The following is an 18,811-nucleotide window of genomic DNA, read 5'->3' on the forward strand; positions in this document are numbered from 1 at the left end:
ATAATCTGAAAAATGCAAAGTTTATTTCTTTTGTTGTTTACGGAATCATCCAAGTTAAATAATAAGCCTGCACATACGTCATAATCCCAACAATAGTAACGAAGAATAAACTATGCTTCAATGTAAAGCGGAACAAATCTGACTCTTTCCCAGCAAGTCCAACTGCCGCACAAGCAATCGCAATTGATTGCGGAGAAATCATTTTACCTGTTACACCGCCCGTTGTATTTGCTGCAACAAGAAGCACTTCAGATACCCCGACTTGCTGCGCTGTAATTGCTTGTAAATTCGAGAACAGTGCGTTCGCTGACGTATCTGATCCTGTTAAGAATACGCCAATCCATCCTAAGAATGGTGAGAAGAACGGGAATAGTCCGCCAGTTCCTGCAAGTGCTAACGCTAATGTAGAAGATAGACCAGAATAGTTTGCGATAAATGCGAATCCTAATACGAATCCAATAGATAGAATTGGCATTTTTAGTTCGTTTAACGTTTCTTTAAATGTTGCTACTGCATCTTTTGCACTCATTTTCAAAATAAAGATAGAAATGATACAAGCAATTAAAATTGCTGTTCCAGTCGCTGATAAAATATCTAATTTCAAGATTGCTTCATAAGGTGTTGGTTTATTTACAATTGGCTCTGCTTTCATTACTAAATTGTGCAAGCTTGGAACTTCAAATTTAAATACGAGACTTTCTAAAGCGCCGCCCGGAGCGAATAACGCTTTAAAGAAACTCTGGCTCCAGATGACTACCATCACAGTCAAAATAATGAACAGAGACCACGCTTTTACTACTTTTCCTACCGTTAGTTTCGGCATAGATGTCGCCGTCGTCGCCGCGGCTACTTCACTATTCGCTTGCTTAGTTTGATAAATTTCTTTCGGCTGCCAAACTTTTAAGAATAGCGATAAACTTACTAAACTTACAAGCGCTGACGTAATATCCGGAAGTTCTGGTCCTAAAAACGTCGCTGTAATAAACTGTGTAATTGCAAATGAACTACCCGCTACAAATAAAGCAGGCCACGTTTGTTTTACTCCTTTAAAGCCATCCATTAAAAATACGATAAAGAACGGAACAAATAAAGATAAGAACGGTAATTGATGCCCAGCCATTTGTCCAATTTTATGTGGATCAATGCCTGTCACTTGTCCAGCAACTGTAATCGGAATCCCCATCGCTCCGAAAGCTACTGGTGCAGTATTTGCGATTAAACAAAGACCTGCTGCATATAAAGGATTTAGCCCAAGGCCTGCCAGAAGCGCTGCCGTAATCGCTACTGGTGCACCAAATCCTGCTGCCCCTTCCAAAAATGCTCCAAATGAAAATCCAATTAAAATAACGAGTAAACGATGGTCATTCGTAATGGATAATACAGATGCACGAATGACATCAAATTGACCTGTTTTCACAGAAATTTTATATAAAAATACTGACATAATGATAATCCACGCAATTGGCCATAATCCGTATAAGAAACCGTATCCGGTCGCTGCCATTGCCATTGTGAATGGCATTTTATACGCAAATAACGCCACCAAAATCGTTAATACAACTGTAATAAATCCTGCCACATACCCCTTCATGCGGAAAACCGCTAAAGCTAAGAAAAAAAGATGATTGGAATAAGTGCGACTGCTGCCGAAATCCAAATGTTACCGAACGGATCGTAAACTTGTGTCCATGTGTTCATTGTTCTCTCCCCTAAAGAATCCCCTTTTAAATATGATATAACCTTATCAATAGACTACCAGGTCATCATACCTTTAAGTCTAAAAAATACAAAACGTTTAAGAAAACGTTTTCAATAATTTTATCACAACAATTTTCATTTAAAAAGATTTTTTCGAAAATTTCATCATTTAAAAAGGAAATCTTACAAAAGCGTCACGTTTTTGTAATGTTAATCGATAGGAAGGTTGCCAAATTTATCGCATACTAAAAGTATAACAACGGACATTACTTATGAGGTGATATATATGAACGGAAACAAAATATTAGCGGCTTTATCATACTTTAGTGTATTATTTGCACCTATCTTATTCCCTATTATCGTGTGGATTGTGGGCGATTCTGAAACAAAACCACATGCGAAACGTGCTCTATGGACACATATCGTTCCAAGCATCGCTTCATTTATTGGATTAGTTATTTTAGGAATTATGGGCATCGGATCTGATCAACCAGACGTAACACTTGGAATTGGAGCAATCATCGTCTTATGCATTTGCGGAATCATTAGCTTATACTACTTCATTTGGAATATCGTGAAAGGTATTAAAGTACTGAAAGCTTAGTTTTAAACAAGCGTTTGATTAAAAAGAAACTGTCCAAAAATTGATGTCGCATGATCGTAAATGAAATTTTATCGGCGATTCGACAAGGAATATCGACTTAACTACAAAATACGAAAAGAATTACCTATTAATAAGAAAAGACCGTCCCAAAATACCTTTTGGGACGGTTTCTTTATCTTCTGCGTTTCTTCTTTTTTCTCATCATTTTCTTTCGGCGCGTATTCGCTTTATCCGCTATAATGTGGAGCGTACTCGCCACAACAATCCCCATTACAAACGTTACAATTTCAACCTCGTGTTCCTTCGCAATTTCTATTAAATTTCCACCGAATGCGATTATATTTAATAGGAATAAAAACGGAGAAAACACGATTAACATGTATGCAATACGAATAATATCACCAATTATAATCGTATGTGTGAAGAAGGAACGATGGGGCATTACGCTCCTATATGGATACCAAAAAATACGGAGGAATCCCCATTTATTATACGCATTACTGTACGTATCTAAATCCGGTGTTAAAAATGAAGTACCTACTAAAAAGCCAATTGCAAAAGTTAATAAAAAATCAAAACTTGTTAATCCATACGAAAAGAGCATAAACAAAACAACCGGAAGGGATATTAAGTTTATTTTCGTATGCGTTCTTCCTGATGGCATAATGCACTTCCTCGCTTACGTTCGCCCTGTCATCCTATGACAGTTCTCACCTATTGATCTAATTTTTGATCGATAAATGATGTGTCTATATCCGAACCAAACCATTCTGCCAACTTCACTCGTGCCTTATCTTTCACATCTTCATTTACGTATATCGATGCTTGTAATAGTGCGGCCATTAACGCACCTAAATCATCCGTATAACCGACTCCAGCAATGAAATCTGGAATGGCATCAATCGGTGCAATGAAATAAGCAAGTGCTCCGATTACAATAATTTTCACTCGTTTTGGAACATCCGGTCTTTGCAACACGTAAAACAACAATAAACTCGCATAGATTACCGACTGCCCTGCCTGCTTCGCAACATGTTTTATTTTCTTCCAAAACGCTTCAACTGAAAATTTTTGTTTCATTCAAAAGCCTCCCTATTTTCAAAAGAAATAAGCTACAATATGTTATGTTATCAGTAAAAGTTCATCAAAATTACACATAATCTATCAATGAAATTTCATTGTAACAAACAAAACCAAAAAGAACAAGTGTTCGTTGATTTTTTCATATTTTCCTTCATATAATAGTTTTCTAGACAACCACTTAAAGATTTCTATTCCATATTTCTCAACCAAAAAACTTTCAATTCCGCTTAACATTCTTTTCTATTTTTGTTATATTTTCTAGTTGACGGGCATATAAACGAATGTTAAAGTTTTCTCTGGTAGTGACAAATCACATACAAAAAATGTAAAATGTTATAGTGTTTCTCAGAAATGAATTTTGTTGTATAATACAGAAATGACGTTATGCTTATGAGCAGCACAAGAAACCAAAAAGGGTATGCATAGTTAAAGTCGTATATGGGTGAATATAGAAGCTCTAATTATGGCCAAGAAAACTATGTATTTTTTATTTTAACATTTTTCGCTCCAAAATCGACCAAGCCTGATAGAGAAAGGGTGGAAATGAATGAAAGAAACCATGAAATCACAATTTCAAAATGTGCGTTTTACTTTATTCGTAGCTTTGGCCGTATGGCTAAAATCCTACATCATTACACGCACTAGCTTCGATTTAAAACTTGAATCTTTCATGCAAGAATTCATTTTATTCATTAGTCCATTAGCAGCATCATTACTGTTTGTGGGTCTTGCATTATTTGCAAAAGGGAAAAAACGTAACTATATAGCACTAGGAATTAACTTTATCTTAACGTTCATTCTTGTTGGTAACGTAATGTTCTACGGATTCTACAATGACTTCGTTACTTTACCAGTACTAGGACAAACGTCTAATTTCGGAAGTTTAGGTTCTAGTGTGAAAGAATTATTTAACTACAAAATCATCCTTGCATTTGCGGATATTATCGTATTCTTCGTTCTATTGAAGAAGAAGAAAGATTTTGCACCGACAGAACGTGTAGCACGTCCGATGCGTTCTCTATACTTCGTGTCAACGGTTGCTATTTTCTGCGTAAACCTAGGATTTGCAGAAGCTGAGCGTCCAGAACTATTAACACGTTCATTCGACCGCGTTATGCTTGTTAAAAACTTAGGGTTATATGTACACCAAGCATACGATCTTGGCTTACAAGCAAAATCAAGTTCACAAAAAGCGTTTGCTGATGGTAGTAAATTACAAGAAACAGAAAACTACGTGAAAACAACACAAAGTAAACCAGATCCAAATATGTTTGGTACTGCAAAAGGGAAAAACGTAATTGTTGTCTCTCTTGAATCATTACAAACATTCTTAATTGGTGCGCAAGTTAACGGACAAGAAGTTACACCATTCCTAAACCAATTTGCGAAAGAAAGTTATTACTTCGATAACTTCTTCCATCAAACTGGGCAAGGTAAAACGTCTGATGCTGAATTCTTAGTAGATACTTCAATGTATCCACTAGACCGTGGTGCTGTATTCTTCACACACGGTAATAACGAATATACAGCAACTCCAGAAATTTTGCGTCAGCAAGGATATCACACATCAGTATTCCACGCGAATAACGCAACGTTCTGGAACCGTAACATTATGTATCCGGCACTTGGTTATGATCGTTACTACAACGAGCTTGACTACAAAATTACGCCAGAAACAAAATTAAATTGGGGATTAAAAGATATCGAATACTTCGATCAATCTATCGATATGTTAAAAGAAGTGAAGCAACCGTTCTATACTCGCTTCCTTACTTTAACAAACCATTACCCATTCACTTATGATGACAGTACGAAATTAATCGATGAATACAATTCTGGTGATGGCGTATTTGACCGTTACATGGTAACTGCTCGCTATTTAGACGAAGCAATGAAACACTTTATTGAGCGTCTAAAAGCAGAAGGTATTTACGACAACTCAGTTATCGTATTCTACGGTGATCACTATGGTATTTCTGAAAACCATAACCGTGCAATGGCACAGTTCTTAGGAAAAGAAGAAATCACTACATTTGACCATATGAACTTACAAAAAACACCGATGTTTATTCACGTTCCAGGTCAAAAAGAAGGTAAAACAATTTCAAAACCAACTGGTGAAATTGACATTAAGCCAACAATTCTAAACTTACTTGGTGTAGATTCTACGAATCAAATTCAATTCGGTCATGATGTATTCTCACCAGAAAATAAAGGATTCGTTGTTCTTCGTGACGGTAGCTTCGTTACAGATAAGTACATGTACACGAACAGTACATTCTACGACCGTACTACTGGCGAAGTTGTGCAATTACCGAAAGAAGAATCTCAACCACTAATTGATCGTGCCCAAAATGAATTGAACATGTCTGACAAAATCATTGAAGGTGACTTACTTCGCTTCTCTGAAAGTAACAAGATTAAAACTGGTGAAGTAAAGACAGCTATTAAAGAATAAAAGAAGAGCGCTGAGTAATCTCAGCCTCTTTTTTTATTTTCTGCTATCCTTCCTCTCCTATTCATTAACTTTAAAATTACATAACCTTCACCTAATATTTACACCACATTAACGAAACATCTTTATAATAAAATATGTAAACAAGGTTCCACATATTTCTTATCTCTCATCTTCAATAGGATCCCTTAGAGAAATGTGTGCATCATTTGTTTTCAACTTTCTTATAATTGTCTTTCCAAGTGTTTTGTTTGCATAAATGAAGCCTTTAAAGACAATGTCCCTATGAAAGATAGCTACCCTCCTTGTGCAGCATTCCATACGAATGTTGCTTTTTTTTTTCAAAAAGCAGGATTCTTATTTCTCATTTCCGAATTTGTATATACAAAATGCTATAAAGTGAAACTTTAATCAGTGGGGGTTTTGTTCATCCCCCACTGATTATTAGCCCTCACCAATCGGGCGTTTACGAGCAGTTAATGCAGGATAAATCACCACTACTTCTCTGTGATTTACAAATACATATACGTCATATGTAGAGAATTGCTTACATAAAAATTACTATAGTGATTTTTATTCATGTACTAACGAAAGGATGGGACGAAAATTGGCATACGAAAGATTTGTACTATGGAATGATGCAGTTATTGATACAACAAAACATCGCGCGTACATAGAACTTGAAGAAAGAGGTTTACAATTTGGCGATGGCGTCTATGAAGTTATTCGCCTTTATAACGGAAACTTTCACTTATTAGACCCACATTTAACAAGATTATATCGATCCCTTGAAGAAATAGAATTATCACTTCCTTTCTCAAAAGCCGAACTCATCATCTTACTCTACAAATTAATTGAAAACAATAATTTCCACGAAGACGGAACAATTTACTTACAAGTATCTCGTGGTGTACAAGCTCGAGCACATGCATTTTCATATGACATATCTCCGACAATCTATGCTTATATTTCAAAAAAAGAAAGACCATCTTTATGGATTGAATACGGTGTACGTGCTATATCAGAACCTGATACACGCTGGCTCCGCTGTGATATTAAATCGTTAAATTTATTACCAAATGTATTAGCTTATACGAAAGCTGAACGCAAAGGTTGTAAAGAAGCACTTCTCGTACGAAATGGTATTGTAACTGAAGGTAGCCACTCTAACTTCTTTCTTATAAAAAACGGAACACTGTATACGCATCCAGCCAATCACCTTATTTTAAACGGCATTATTCGTCAGTACGTCCTTTCTTTAGCTAACACTCTTCAACTTCCTGTAAAGGAAGAGCTTTTCAGCGTTCGCGATGTTTATCAAGCAGATGAATGCTTCTTTACGGGAACGACTATTGAAATTTTACCGATGACCCATCTCGATGGAACTGCGATTCAAGATGGTCAAGTTGGCCCTATCACCAAATTACTGCAAAGGTCATTTTCTCAAAGCCTTTTAAAATCCAACAGCACATCTTCCTAAATACGAATAATCTTCTCATTTTCCACATCAAATATATGTATTTAAATGGAAATCAAGGTGCAGATTTATACCTTGATTTTTTTTTTGTAACCTTTTTGTCATATTCAGATTACCACATAAGTCTTGACAGTAATCGACATGCTCTTTAGAATTTTTAACAGTTGGTAAATATTTCTTCACTACATTACAGACAGAAAGGAATCGACAAATTATGAAAAAATACCTTGCCGGTCTTGCGGCAGTGTCTGTAGCAGGAGGAGCAGCCCCTACACTTGATAGTGTTCAAGCTGCCCCTGAACAAAATACACAAAAAGCTGCTACACAAACTGTCCAAGCTTCCGCATCAAACAATTCATCATATACGGTGAATGCTAGCGTACTACACGTTCGTGCAGGATCAAGTACTTCTCACGACGTCATCTCTCGCGTTTATAATGGTCAATCATTAAACGTAATTGGAGAAGAAAATGGTTGGTTCAAAATTAACGTTAATGGACAAACTGGTTTTGTTAGTGGCGAGTTTGTATCAAAAAACGGAGCAACGAATAACAATGTAAGCACAGGTGGAAACAATAAAGTTACTGCTGATGTATTACGTGTACGTACAGCTCCTAACACTTCTAGTTCTGTTTCAGGACGTGTATATGAAGGACAAACTTTAAACGTAATTGGAGAAGAAAATGGTTGGGTGAAAATCAACCATAACGGACAAACTGGTTATGTTAGTAGCCAATTTGTATCAGGCGCTTCTTCAAATACTGGCTCTACAAGCAATAACAACAATAGTAACAATGAAGCAACTGTTCAACCAGCAAGTGGAAACTATACAGTAAATGTATCTTCCCTTCGCGTTCGTACAGGTCCTAGCACTTCTCATCCAACTGTAGGTTCTGTTAAACAAGGACAAGTAGTACAAGTTGTAGGCGAAGTTCAAGATTGGTTCAAAATCAATTACGCAGGACAAACTGCTTACTTAAGCAAGGACTACGTAACAAAAGGCGGTTCTAACGAAAACGTCACTCAAGGTAACAACCAAGAGCAAAATAATAATGGAACTGTTCAAACTGGTGGTACTTACGTTGTTAACGCAACATCTCTACGTGTTCGTACAGGCCCTGCAGCTTACCATAGTGTAATTGGCGGCGTGTTAAATGGTACAACATTAAACGTAGTCGGATCTGAAAACGGCTGGTTTAAAGTAAACTACCAAGGAAAAACAGGCTATGTTAGTAGCGAATTTGTAAAATTCGTTAAAGGTGGCACAGCTACTCCTGAACAACCGAAACAGCCTGAACAGCCAAAACAACCTGATCAAGGTGCAATTGGCGACTACTACATTAATGCTTCTGCACTAAATGTACGTAGCGGCGAAGGTACAAATTATAGAATCATAGGCGCACTTCCACAAGGACAGAAGGTTCAAGTAATCTCTGAAAACTCTGGATGGAGCAAAATTAACTACAACGGTCAAACTGGTTACATCGGAACACGTTTCCTATCTAAAACACCAGTTGGTGGCGCAGTAGATAATAAGCCTAACGACAACCAAAATAACAATCAAAATAATAACAACAATAATAATACTAATAATAGCGGTGACAGTTCTTCTCTACTTGCATACGCGAAATCTATGCAAGGCGTACCATACGTTTGGGGCGGTACTTCTGCTAATGGTGTTGACTGCAGTGGTTACATCTACCACGTATTTAAGAAATTTGGTCATAACATTAGCCGCCAAAGTGTTGCTGGATATTGGAGCAGCTTACCACAAACTTCAAGTCCACAACCTGGAGACTTAATTTATTTCAAAGATACTTATAAAGCAGGTCCTTCTCACATGGGTATCTACCTTGGCGGGGGATCATTCATCCAATCCGGAGATAAAGGTGTAGCAATCGCTTCATTAAACAACTCTTATTGGAAAAGCCATTTCTTAGGGTATACGAAAGCACCTTAAGTTATAGTTTCAGAGCCTTCTAGTTTACTAGAAGGCCTCTTTTTAAAAGACTCAGCATAGTAATCCCCTTTCATTCTCTCTACGAAAAAATTATGCGTTCATTCTCCTATTTCATACACTATATTCTATTGAAATTGCCCAAAACGTTATCATAATGAATATATTTCAACAAAAAACATAACCTATTTCATGTCTATTCATTTTATATGTGTTTTTTCAAAGAATTTTCTTTTTATTTAAACTTTTCGTTAGACGTTTGACCTCCGATGTCCATTATGATAAGTTACTTAAGATGTTATATTCGCAAAAGTATAAACAACTGGTTTATACACTTTTTTACTATGAGGAAGGAGCATACACTGCATGAATGTTTTATGGGGAATTGGCGGCGTGATTGGAGTATTAGCAATTGCTTTCTTACTATCTTCCAACCGCAAAGCTATTAATTGGCGCACAATTTTAATCGCGCTAGCATTACAAATGACATTTTCATTTATCGTATTACGATGGGATGCTGGAAAAGCAGGCTTAAAAGTTGCTGCTGACGGCGTTCAAGGATTAATTAATTTTTCTTACGAGGGAATTAGGTTCGTTGCTGGGGATTTAGTCAACGCAAAAGGCCCTTGGGGATTTATTTTCGTTATTCAAGCACTACTTCCAATCGTATTTATTAGTTCATTAGTAGCAATCTTATATTACTTAGGTATTATGCAGAAATTCGTTAGTATCATTGGTGGTGCATTAAGCAAGCTTCTTGGAACTTCTAAAGCAGAAAGCTTAAATGCAGTAACAACTGTATTTTTAGGACAAACAGAAGCACCAATTTTAATTAAACCATACTTAGCACGTTTAACTAACAGTGAATTCTTCACTATTATGGTAAGTGGTATGACAGCTGTTGCCGGATCGGTTCTTGTCGGATATGCAGCAATGGGAATTCCACTAGAACATTTATTAGCAGCAGCAATTATGGCAGCTCCATCAAGTTTATTAATTGCAAAACTAATTATGCCAGAAACAGAAAAAGTAGATAATAACGTTCAACTTTCAACAGAGCGTGAAGACGCAAACGTTATCGATGCAGCTGCACGCGGTGCATCTGAAGGTATACAACTTGTTATTAACGTAGCTGCAATGCTAATGGCTTTCATCGCATTAATCGCTTTATTAAATGGCTTATTAGGATTGGTTGGTTCTTGGTTCGATATTAAACTTAGCCTTGATTTAATCTTCGGTTACTTATTATCACCATTTGCAATCTTAATCGGGGTTTCACCCGGCGAAGCCGTGCAAGCAGCAAGTTTCATCGGTCAAAAACTTGCAATCAACGAATTCGTTGCATATGCAAACTTAGGACCACACATGGCAGAGTTCTCTGCAAAAACAAATATGATTTTAACATTTGCAATCTGTGGTTTTGCAAACTTCTCTTCTATCGCAATTCAATTAGGTGTAACAGGAACGTTAGCTCCTACTCGCCGTAAACAAATTGCACAATTAGGGATTAAAGCAGTTATCGCTGGTACACTAGCGAACTTCTTAAACGCAGCAGTCGCAGGTATGATGTTCCTATAAACTCATGTAAAGTCTCCTCTTTTAAAGAGGAGGCTTTTTTATATAACATAAATATAATTTTCATATATATTAAATACTTTATGTATAGATGTATAGACGCTATGTTACAATAATTAGTATGTATGTCTGTTTATTTTTTCTTGTACAAGAGGGATACTACCTGATGTCGCTCGCTAAAAAAAGACTTCCAGTTACATGGTCCATTTCTTAATAATTGTGCATACTACAAATATCCAGCACGAATTAGCTTTAAGGAGGAACGTTTCGTGAAAGATAAGTCCTATAAAGTCCTCTCTATGTGGATTTTACAAATTTTATTTTATTTTACTACTGTACATGTGACGAAATATGAGCACGCGCTCATTTTTACAATTATATATGTCATCATAAATGTACTATTCCTATTTTTACCTGATAAAACAGCATTTATTTTCTTCATACTGGGAACAATCATTTCAGTATTCTATTTATTTTATCAAGCGTGGCTTCACTTATGGAGTACATCAGATCAATGGGAATATATTATTACCCACTTCCTGATGGCAGCTAACTTCTTCATTGTTTATATTTCAACCCATCTATTAAAAAAGGTTATCCTTAAAAATAAAGAGTTAACTGAACGAGTGAGAGTGCTTGAGCAATACATTGGAGAATCAAAATTATTAACAAGACAAGAATTCGAAAGACGACAAGCTTTATTAACAACTGCGATGAATCGTCGTAATGAAACAGGCATTATCATTTTCTTTGATTTCACTTCCTTTAGTAAATATACGAAGGAAAGTGTCATGGATCGTGTAGCTTCATTGTTAGTTGATACAGTCAGAGCTGACTTTGACCTTGCTGCTGAATATGACAGCAACACATTAGTTATTTTATTACAAAATACAAATGAAGCCGGTGCTGACATTGTAATGAACCGTCTACATCCAAAAATGGCGCAATGGCTTGCTGCTGAAGCAATTCAAGATATTAAAATAAAACGAGAACAAATCAATACAAAAGGACATATCACATTATGATGACACTCGTTATACTTCTTTTATTTATTTTGTTTTGTGTACTTGTTTTCTGGATCAGCATCACATTTTCAATTAAGTATGTATTGATTTTTACGGCCTTTCTATTCTCTGGTTTACTCGTTTATTACTCTTTCTTAACAATTGCGGGTTTAATTCATCGAAATAGTAAACGAAAAGATCGTACGCTAGAACATTATCCAAGTGTAGATATTTTAATACCTGCCCATAATGAAGGAGTTGTTATTAAAGATACATTAGAAGCAATGGCAAAGATTGAATACCCAGGCAAACTAAACGTTTATTTATTAAACGATAACTCTCAAGATGAAACACCTGAAATTGGCGATGATTTCGACAAAGCTTATGCTCATATTCATCACATTCGTGTACCACCTGGCGAACCGAAAGGAAAATCGCGTGTATTAAACTACGGCCTTAGCATTTCGGATGGTGAATATTTCTGTGTTTACGATGCAGATAATCAACCTGAACCACATGCACTGCGAATGCTCGTAGAACATGCTGAAACAACAAAGGATGCCGTTGGAGCAGTTGGACACGTTCGTACAGTAAATGAGAAAAGAAACTGGCTTACACGAATGATTTCATTAGAATTTCAGATTTTCCAGCTCCTTATGCAATCTGGACGCTGGCTATTATTCCAAACAGGTTCACTAACCGGAACAAACATGCTTCTTCGTCGTTCCGCATTAGAAGAACTTGGCGGCTATGATCCTTATGCAATTGCAGAGGATGCTGAATTAACATTAAGAATTACCCAAAAGGGCTATCTCTTACCAATCGTCCCGGAATCGATTACATGGGAACAAGAACCTGAACATTTAAAAATTCTTATAAAACAGCGGACACGTTGGCTTCAAGGAAACTTATACATTTTAGAAAAAATGTTTTCTTCATTAAGCTTTTTTAAAGGGAAACTTCTCGTCCATTCCTTACAACAAGTTTTAGTGTATGTCGTATTTTGGCTATTCCTAATCATTTCAAACGTTTGGTTTATAATTGGACTGCTCGGCATATTCCAAATTCAATATAGCATTCCATTACTATTTATGTGGTATGTCGCATATATTACATATGTTTCTCAATTATTTAGTGCTCAGAGCGTCGAACGAACCTTTACACCGACCAATATTTTCATAAGCGTCATTATGTACTTTACGTACGCACAGCTCTTTACGTATTTGTTTATTCGCAGTCTCATTCTTTACTTACGTGCAAAGAGCAAGAAACAAGTAATTGGTTGGGATAAAACAGTACGATTTAAAAAAGAAAAATAGATTTCATTAAAAAATAAGCACAGAGCGCCGTATGCTCTGTGCTTATTTTTTACCGTAATACTATATATATCAGACAATACCCCTTAGCTGAAAGTTATTTCACGTCCATCCCCCAACGAACGATCGACCTTCATTTATATACGAAAAAGTGATTGCTATTTTTGTAGAACCAATTGCTTCTCTTGATGCTCTTTACGAGTTTCGGTCTTTGGTTCCGTGCTTTCTTGGGCATTTCGATGTGCCACACGTTTCAAACAAATATGCTTCCACTTTCTTTCGTAACGTTTCATTATTCTAGTTGTCCCCCTTGAATGCGCTTTAAAACTATTTGAAATCGCTTACAGGAAATAATATAGCACATATACATAAAAGTGACAACACATTTCCGACATATTTTTGTCAAAAATATGAATATAACGTGTAAAATATCAGATATTGTCGAACTATATCGATTTTTCTTTTTAAATTACCGATATCTATAGTATTCCGTAACAAAGTAATGCTTTTCCTACAATAGTATAGAACAGTGAAAAAGGACTGCCGAATGTCGGCAGTCCTAATACTATTTATATATACAGAATTTTTTTCTTCTATTATTAATGTTGTTTCATACGTCCTTCTTTTTGCAACTCTTTAAATAGTGCTGCAATCATAAAGAAAATAACAAATACGAACGGGAAGGCCGCAATAATCGACGCAGTTTGCAGCGCCTCTAATCCTCCGACATACAATAAGATCGAAGCTAACGCCGCTAGAACAATACCCCAAACCATTTTAATACGATTTGGTGGGTTTAAGCTACCATGTGTCGTTAACATCGCTAGAACAAACGTAGCAGAGTCTGCCGATGTAATAAAGAATGTTGAAATAAGTAAAATGGCTAACACACATAAAGCCGGTCCCATACTACCCATTTGGTCTAACATAGCAAACAATCCTACTTCCGTGCCCATTTCTTTAATTTGTCCATATATATTTGCACCATCAAATAGCTCCATGTGAATACCTGTTCCTCCGAAAACAGAGAACCAAAGCGCACCAATTACTGTTGGTACGAGTAACACACCAACAACAAATTCACGAATTGTACGCCCGCGTGACACACGAGCAATAAACGTACCTACGAATGGTGACCATGCAATCCACCATGCCCAGTAGAAAATTGTCCATGACTGAATCCATTGATTTCCGCCTTCATTTAATGGACTTAAACGGAAACTCATACTTGGCAATTCTTGAATGTATGAACCGATTGTTGAAGTGAAATAATTCATAATAAAGTTTGTTGGACCTGCAAATAATACAATTATCATAAGTGCAAACGCTAAAATAATATTCGCATTACTTAAATATTTAATTCCTTTATCGAGTCCCGTTTGCGCAGATAGCATATAAAGAACAGTTACAATTCCGATGATTACTAGCTGTGTCGGTAATGAGTTTGGAATGGATGTTAAATAACTAACACCACCCGCAATTTGCTTTGCCCCAAGTCCTAATGATGTCGCCACACCAAATACTGTCGCAAATACAGCTAGAACATCAAACATATGGGCAATACGGCCATGTTCACCGCCTTTAAATAGCGGACCGACCGCCGCACTAATTGTACTTGCTCTTCCTTTTCTAAATGTAAAATACGCAATACATAATGCTACAAGTGCATATAATCCCCACGGATGTAATCCCCAATGGAAAAATGAGAAACGAAGTGCAAGGCGTGCACTCTCTTCAGTCGCACTCTCTCCAAACGGAGGTGTGTATAAATGGTTCATCGGTTCTGCGACACCCCAGAAAACCAAACCGATTCCCATACCGGCACTAAATAACATAGCAAACCATGTCATATAACTATAATCAGGTTCATCATCATCTTTACCTAAACGAATCGAACCGTACTTAGAAACAATTAAGAAAATAGCAATTCCTAAGAAAATAGAAACGGAAATAATATAGAACCATCCAAACTTACTAACTAACGCAGCTTGAATTACAGTCGTTACATTTCCTAAGCTACCTTTTCCAATAATAGATTCGGGAATAATCCCCCAAAGTGTAAATGCAATACATAATGTTAATGAGACAATAAATGTTTTCGTCAGTTTCCTCATCAAATCCCCCTTCGTATGTTTCATTTCTTGTAAAAATCATAAATTCCGATATGTTAAATCGGATAGAAAACCATAGTTTTTTGTGGTGATTTTCTTTCGGCTCTCTCAAGTTTGCCTTCACCAATTAGAGTTCTTATGGACAGCCTTACCTTCCGTACAACCTTTCCACTCTGCAAGAGCTACAAGATTGGAATACTACTGTCAAATTGTGTGAGAAAAATGCGGATGGGAAGAGATTTTCCCAAAAAAGGATGTGTTACAGTTTTAAAAAAGGGCAGATTTATTCTTTACAACCCTTTCTTCTTGTAACAATTATGCGGGTTTTTGCTAGTATATAGCGCGTGTTTATAACTTCACAAACGAGATGTTTATGTTTATATAACTATATTACCCATAAAACGGGAAAATACTCAAGGAATGTAACTGTATAGTAATCATTATGTAACACCTATGTAATATTTTTATTTACACCGAAAAAAATATGTTGCATTAAATATTTTGAATATAACTAGAAACCTACTAATTATATGGAATGAAAAACGCTTTCCTCTCATTCTAGCTATATTACAAAGTGTTAACGACTTATTACGAATGGTTTGTAATTGTGTGTTTTCCCAAAATCCGAAAAAATCTGTTGCTATAATGAGGACACGAAAACAAACGCAATGGAGGCTATCATGAAAAAATTAATTGGAATAGCAACAGCAGCAGTTTTTGGTCTTGGGATTTTCACCGCATCTGCTAATGCAGAAACTGTTGTAACAACAGACGTACTAAACGTACGAGAAAACCCTACTACTGAATCAAAAGTTGTCGGTAAATTACAGAATGGTCATAAATTAGATGTTCTAAATACAGAAAACGGATGGTCACAAATCAAATTAGATGGTAAAGACGCATTCGTAAGTGCAGAGTTTACAAAGAACTCTTACTATGTAACAGCTAACGTATTAAATGTACGTGCTGAAGCGAACACAAACTCAGAAATTCTTGGAACGCTTAAGAAAGACGATATGATCGAAACAACGAACCAAGTAAAAAATGAGTGGTTACAATTTGAATATAACGGGAAAACAGCTTATGTTCACGTTCCTTTCTTAACAGGTACAGCACCTGTTATCGAGAAACAAGAACAACCTGCTCCTGCTAAAACTGTAGCACCAGCTAAAGCTCAAGCACCTGCAGCACAAGCAAAACCAGCTGCTAAGCCTGCTGTGAAAGCTGCTGAGACTAGCACACCTTCTGGTGGTCGTGAGTTAACAGTTGTAGCTACGGCATATACAGCTCACCCAAGTGAAAACGGTGGCACATACGGCGGCCGTGTATTAACTGCAATGGGTCATGACTTAACAGCGAACCCAAACATGAAAATGATCGCTGTTGACCCGAAAGTAATCCCATTAGGATCGAAAGTATGGGTAGAAGGTTACGGAGAAGCTATCGCTGGAGATACTGGCGGTGCAATTAAAGGTAACCGTATCGACATCCTACTTGGATCAGATAGCGCTGCTCAAAAATGGGGACGCAAAACTGTTAAAGTGAAAATTTTAAAATAACCAATGACTGCTAAATTACAGCCGGTTCTCTTTATTGAGAGCTGGCTTTTATTTTTTATATAATACATATAAGGAGGTGACGTCCATGAATTTACAAGCTAAGGTAGACTGGGTCGGTACACCAAAGCCGTACATATATAAAAATGATGTAACATATGATGCAATCGCAATTGACTTCTCACTAACAAACGATGACAATCGCTATAAATTAATTGTGCTCAAGTCTGAAGAAAATACACATTACAAACTCGTACAATACGGAATAAAACCAGGCTCTCAAAAGCCATTCCCTATTGATATTCCATTCGAGCAAGAAATGCTACCGCTCATAAAGCAAATATTAAATGATCCATATGTACAAGCGATATTGAAGGAAGCCCGCTTCTAATTGCAAAAAAGGATATCACCTAGTAGGATTTTCCAACTAGGTGATATCCTTTTTACTTTCCCTTCATGAACACGAGTAGAGAAAATTATATCAACGGTTCAACATGGAATATCGATTTACCGTCAAAGATTGACAATAACGGCAAGCTACCTAAAGAAAGAGGCTGTTCAAAATTGAACAGCCTCTTTCTTATATTAACGAGTCGGACCAGATACTTCCTCTGATTTCAGCGTATTATTCGCTCCAAGAGAATGGTATAATATCTTTCCATTTCCATTAACAGTAACGATATGGTCATTATTAAAGCTCTTGAATTTTACAGAGCCGTCACCGTAACGAATATGATATTCTTCATATGTCGTTACTTTATATTTCGTTGCACCTTGACGTTCTACATTGCGAATATTCATTGTCAATAAATCTTCTGTAATTCCTTTTTTGTGTAGATATTGTAAGTAATCACGGTCTTCCTTATACGATTTCCCGCTCTTATCATAATCATTTTCAATTAAACTAAAATCGTTTAATGCAATTGCACGCACGTTATTATAAATATGATTTTGTACAAAATCTCCAACCGCTGAACTAGAAGCTTCTTTTGGGAACTTTAAGTAATATGTACTTTGATCTCCAACTTTAATACTTTCAGATTTCATCACACCAAATTCAGCGTTTTTCTCCAAATGTACTTCTACCGTTTCATCCGTCGGTACAGGACCAAGTTTATAACTTCCGTAATTTAACTTTCCGCGTTTCTTGCCATTAACAAATACAGTTGCATCATTTTCATCAGATGAAATGGTTACATAATTTCCTTCAAGTGATAAATTCACTTCTATTGTCCCATTCTTTTCATCTGCTAAATCCACTTCTTTTTCTGTCTCTAATTCAGCAAGTTCCGTCTTCGCCTTTGCCTTTACAACATAAGCACCCGGGAAGTATGGACCTAATTCTTTCGAAGTTTTATCACTAGAAAGCTCTGTTTCTTTTTTATCATTCACATATATTTCAGCATTCTTTGCAGTTGTGCTAACATTCATGTAATACGACTTCATGCTGAACTTATACTTCGGATACAAGAACCATTCTTTCCCGTCTTCTATAATTTTCCCATCTTTAAAAGATGCTTTATCACTTGCTAACTTTTGATCTACTGTCTCTCTTTGCAAATATGATAACAGTTCTTTATTATAAGAAGGATTCTCTTTTAAATAACGGATATACGCCTTAATATCTTCTGTCTTAACCTTTAAGGTTGGATCGTCTACTTTCAAAATCTCATCGATTGCATTCACATCTTTATTTTGGAATGCTTCAATCATTGCATTTACTTGCTTTTCCTTCGAAAACTTGCTCGCACCGAATTTATATGCGCCAAATAAAATAGCAAAAACAATGACAAAACCTATAAGTAAAAACATGTTCTTCTTACTTTTCACTGACTTTGTTTCTCTCCGCATTTCTGAGTAAGAAGAAGCTGTTTGATCAGCAATTTCTTCTACTTTACTTCCGCAATCAGGACAAAAGTTCAAATGATCCGCAACTTGTTTATTGCATGTTCCACAAAACTTCAAGTATTTCTCC

Annotated in this window: 14 protein-coding genes and 1 pseudogene; 9 read left to right on the top strand and 6 right to left on the bottom strand. The window is 36.3% G+C overall.

Annotated elements, in window-relative coordinates; translation table 11 throughout:
- Nucleotides 1–37: 37 nt before the first annotated feature.
- Nucleotides 38–1,698, bottom strand: a pseudogene (gene lldP / locus JFT95_RS23685) (L-lactate permease).
- Nucleotides 1,699–1,984: 286 nt separating this feature from the next.
- Between lldP and JFT95_RS23690 the strand changes: the two are divergent.
- Entirely contained in the window at nucleotides 1,985–2,302 is a 318-nt protein-coding gene (locus JFT95_RS23690; protein ID WP_002191186.1) for a magnetosome magnetite crystal formation protein family, read from the top strand.
- A gap of 172 nt (nucleotides 2,303–2,474) precedes the next feature.
- On the opposite strand, the gene JFT95_RS23695 is transcribed toward JFT95_RS23690, so the two are convergent.
- On the bottom strand, nucleotides 2,475–2,966 hold the full coding sequence (locus tag JFT95_RS23695; RefSeq protein ID WP_002089644.1) for a metal-binding protein: 492 nt from the start codon (nucleotides 2,964–2,966) through the stop codon (nucleotides 2,475–2,477).
- 50 nt (nucleotides 2,967–3,016) lie between these two features.
- On the bottom strand, nucleotides 3,017–3,382 hold the full coding sequence (locus JFT95_RS23700) for a YkvA family protein (RefSeq protein ID WP_002016186.1): 366 nt from the start codon (nucleotides 3,380–3,382) through the stop codon (nucleotides 3,017–3,019).
- Nucleotides 3,383–3,932: 550 nt separating this feature from the next.
- Here JFT95_RS23700 and JFT95_RS23705 point away from each other — a divergent pair.
- From JFT95_RS23705 to JFT95_RS23730, 6 genes are all read left to right on the top strand, one after another.
- The gene (locus tag JFT95_RS23705; RefSeq protein WP_002192267.1) at nucleotides 3,933–5,843 is read left to right on the top strand and encodes an LTA synthase family protein; all 1,911 of its coding nucleotides are present in this window, start codon (nucleotides 3,933–3,935) and stop codon (nucleotides 5,841–5,843) included.
- A 592-nt stretch (nucleotides 5,844–6,435) separates the two neighbouring features.
- Nucleotides 6,436–7,320 (top strand): D-amino-acid transaminase, encoded by an 885-nt coding sequence (locus JFT95_RS23710; RefSeq protein WP_002016184.1) that lies wholly within the window; start codon nucleotides 6,436–6,438, stop codon nucleotides 7,318–7,320.
- Nucleotides 7,321–7,531: 211 nt separating this feature from the next.
- Nucleotides 7,532–9,277 carry a C40 family peptidase gene (locus JFT95_RS23715; protein WP_002167372.1) on the top strand — a complete coding sequence of 582 codons (1,746 nt, stop codon included), beginning with the start codon at nucleotides 7,532–7,534 and terminating at the stop codon, nucleotides 9,275–9,277.
- 363 nt (nucleotides 9,278–9,640) lie between these two features.
- Complete coding sequence (locus JFT95_RS23720; protein WP_201053372.1) at nucleotides 9,641–10,852, top strand: NupC/NupG family nucleoside CNT transporter; 1,212 nt, start codon at nucleotides 9,641–9,643, stop codon at nucleotides 10,850–10,852.
- A gap of 266 nt (nucleotides 10,853–11,118) precedes the next feature.
- Nucleotides 11,119–11,874, top strand: a complete 756-nt coding sequence (locus JFT95_RS23725) for a diguanylate cyclase domain-containing protein (RefSeq protein WP_201053373.1) — start codon at nucleotides 11,119–11,121, stop codon at nucleotides 11,872–11,874.
- A complete protein-coding gene (locus tag JFT95_RS23730; RefSeq protein WP_201053375.1) occupies nucleotides 11,871–13,172 on the top strand; it encodes a glycosyltransferase family 2 protein in 1,302 nt (433 codons plus the stop codon). Before JFT95_RS23725 ends, JFT95_RS23730 begins: the two co-directional genes overlap by 4 nt.
- Before the next feature lie 155 nt (nucleotides 13,173–13,327).
- On the opposite strand, the gene JFT95_RS29910 is transcribed toward JFT95_RS23730, so the two are convergent.
- Together JFT95_RS29910 and opuD are read right to left on the bottom strand one after the other, a co-directional pair.
- Entirely contained in the window at nucleotides 13,328–13,462 is a 135-nt protein-coding gene (locus tag JFT95_RS29910; RefSeq protein ID WP_002068447.1) for a hypothetical protein, read from the bottom strand.
- A gap of 306 nt (nucleotides 13,463–13,768) precedes the next feature.
- Nucleotides 13,769–15,283 carry a glycine betaine transporter OpuD gene (opuD, locus tag JFT95_RS23735; RefSeq protein WP_088040446.1) on the bottom strand — a complete coding sequence of 505 codons (1,515 nt, stop codon included), beginning with the start codon at nucleotides 15,281–15,283 and terminating at the stop codon, nucleotides 13,769–13,771.
- Nucleotides 15,284–15,948: 665 nt separating this feature from the next.
- Here opuD and JFT95_RS23740 point away from each other — a divergent pair.
- Together JFT95_RS23740 and JFT95_RS23745 are read left to right on the top strand one after the other, a co-directional pair.
- Nucleotides 15,949–16,839 (top strand): cell wall-binding protein EntA, encoded by an 891-nt coding sequence (locus JFT95_RS23740; protein ID WP_483862089.1) that lies wholly within the window; start codon nucleotides 15,949–15,951, stop codon nucleotides 16,837–16,839.
- Between the two features lie 85 nt (nucleotides 16,840–16,924).
- A complete protein-coding gene (locus JFT95_RS23745) occupies nucleotides 16,925–17,227 on the top strand; it encodes a DUF3910 family protein (protein ID WP_201053380.1) in 303 nt (100 codons plus the stop codon).
- Nucleotides 17,228–17,421: 194 nt separating this feature from the next.
- Here the strand turns inward: JFT95_RS23745 and JFT95_RS23750 are convergent, their stop codons facing one another.
- Nucleotides 17,422–18,801 (bottom strand): zinc ribbon domain-containing protein, encoded by a 1,380-nt coding sequence (locus tag JFT95_RS23750; RefSeq protein ID WP_201053381.1) that lies wholly within the window; start codon nucleotides 18,799–18,801, stop codon nucleotides 17,422–17,424.
- Nucleotides 18,802–18,811 lie beyond the last annotated feature (10 nt).

The sequence above is a fragment of the Bacillus sp. TH17 genome (assembly GCF_016651125.1).
In the GTDB taxonomy this organism is placed as follows: domain Bacteria; phylum Bacillota; class Bacilli; order Bacillales; family Bacillaceae_G; genus Bacillus_A; species Bacillus_A mycoides.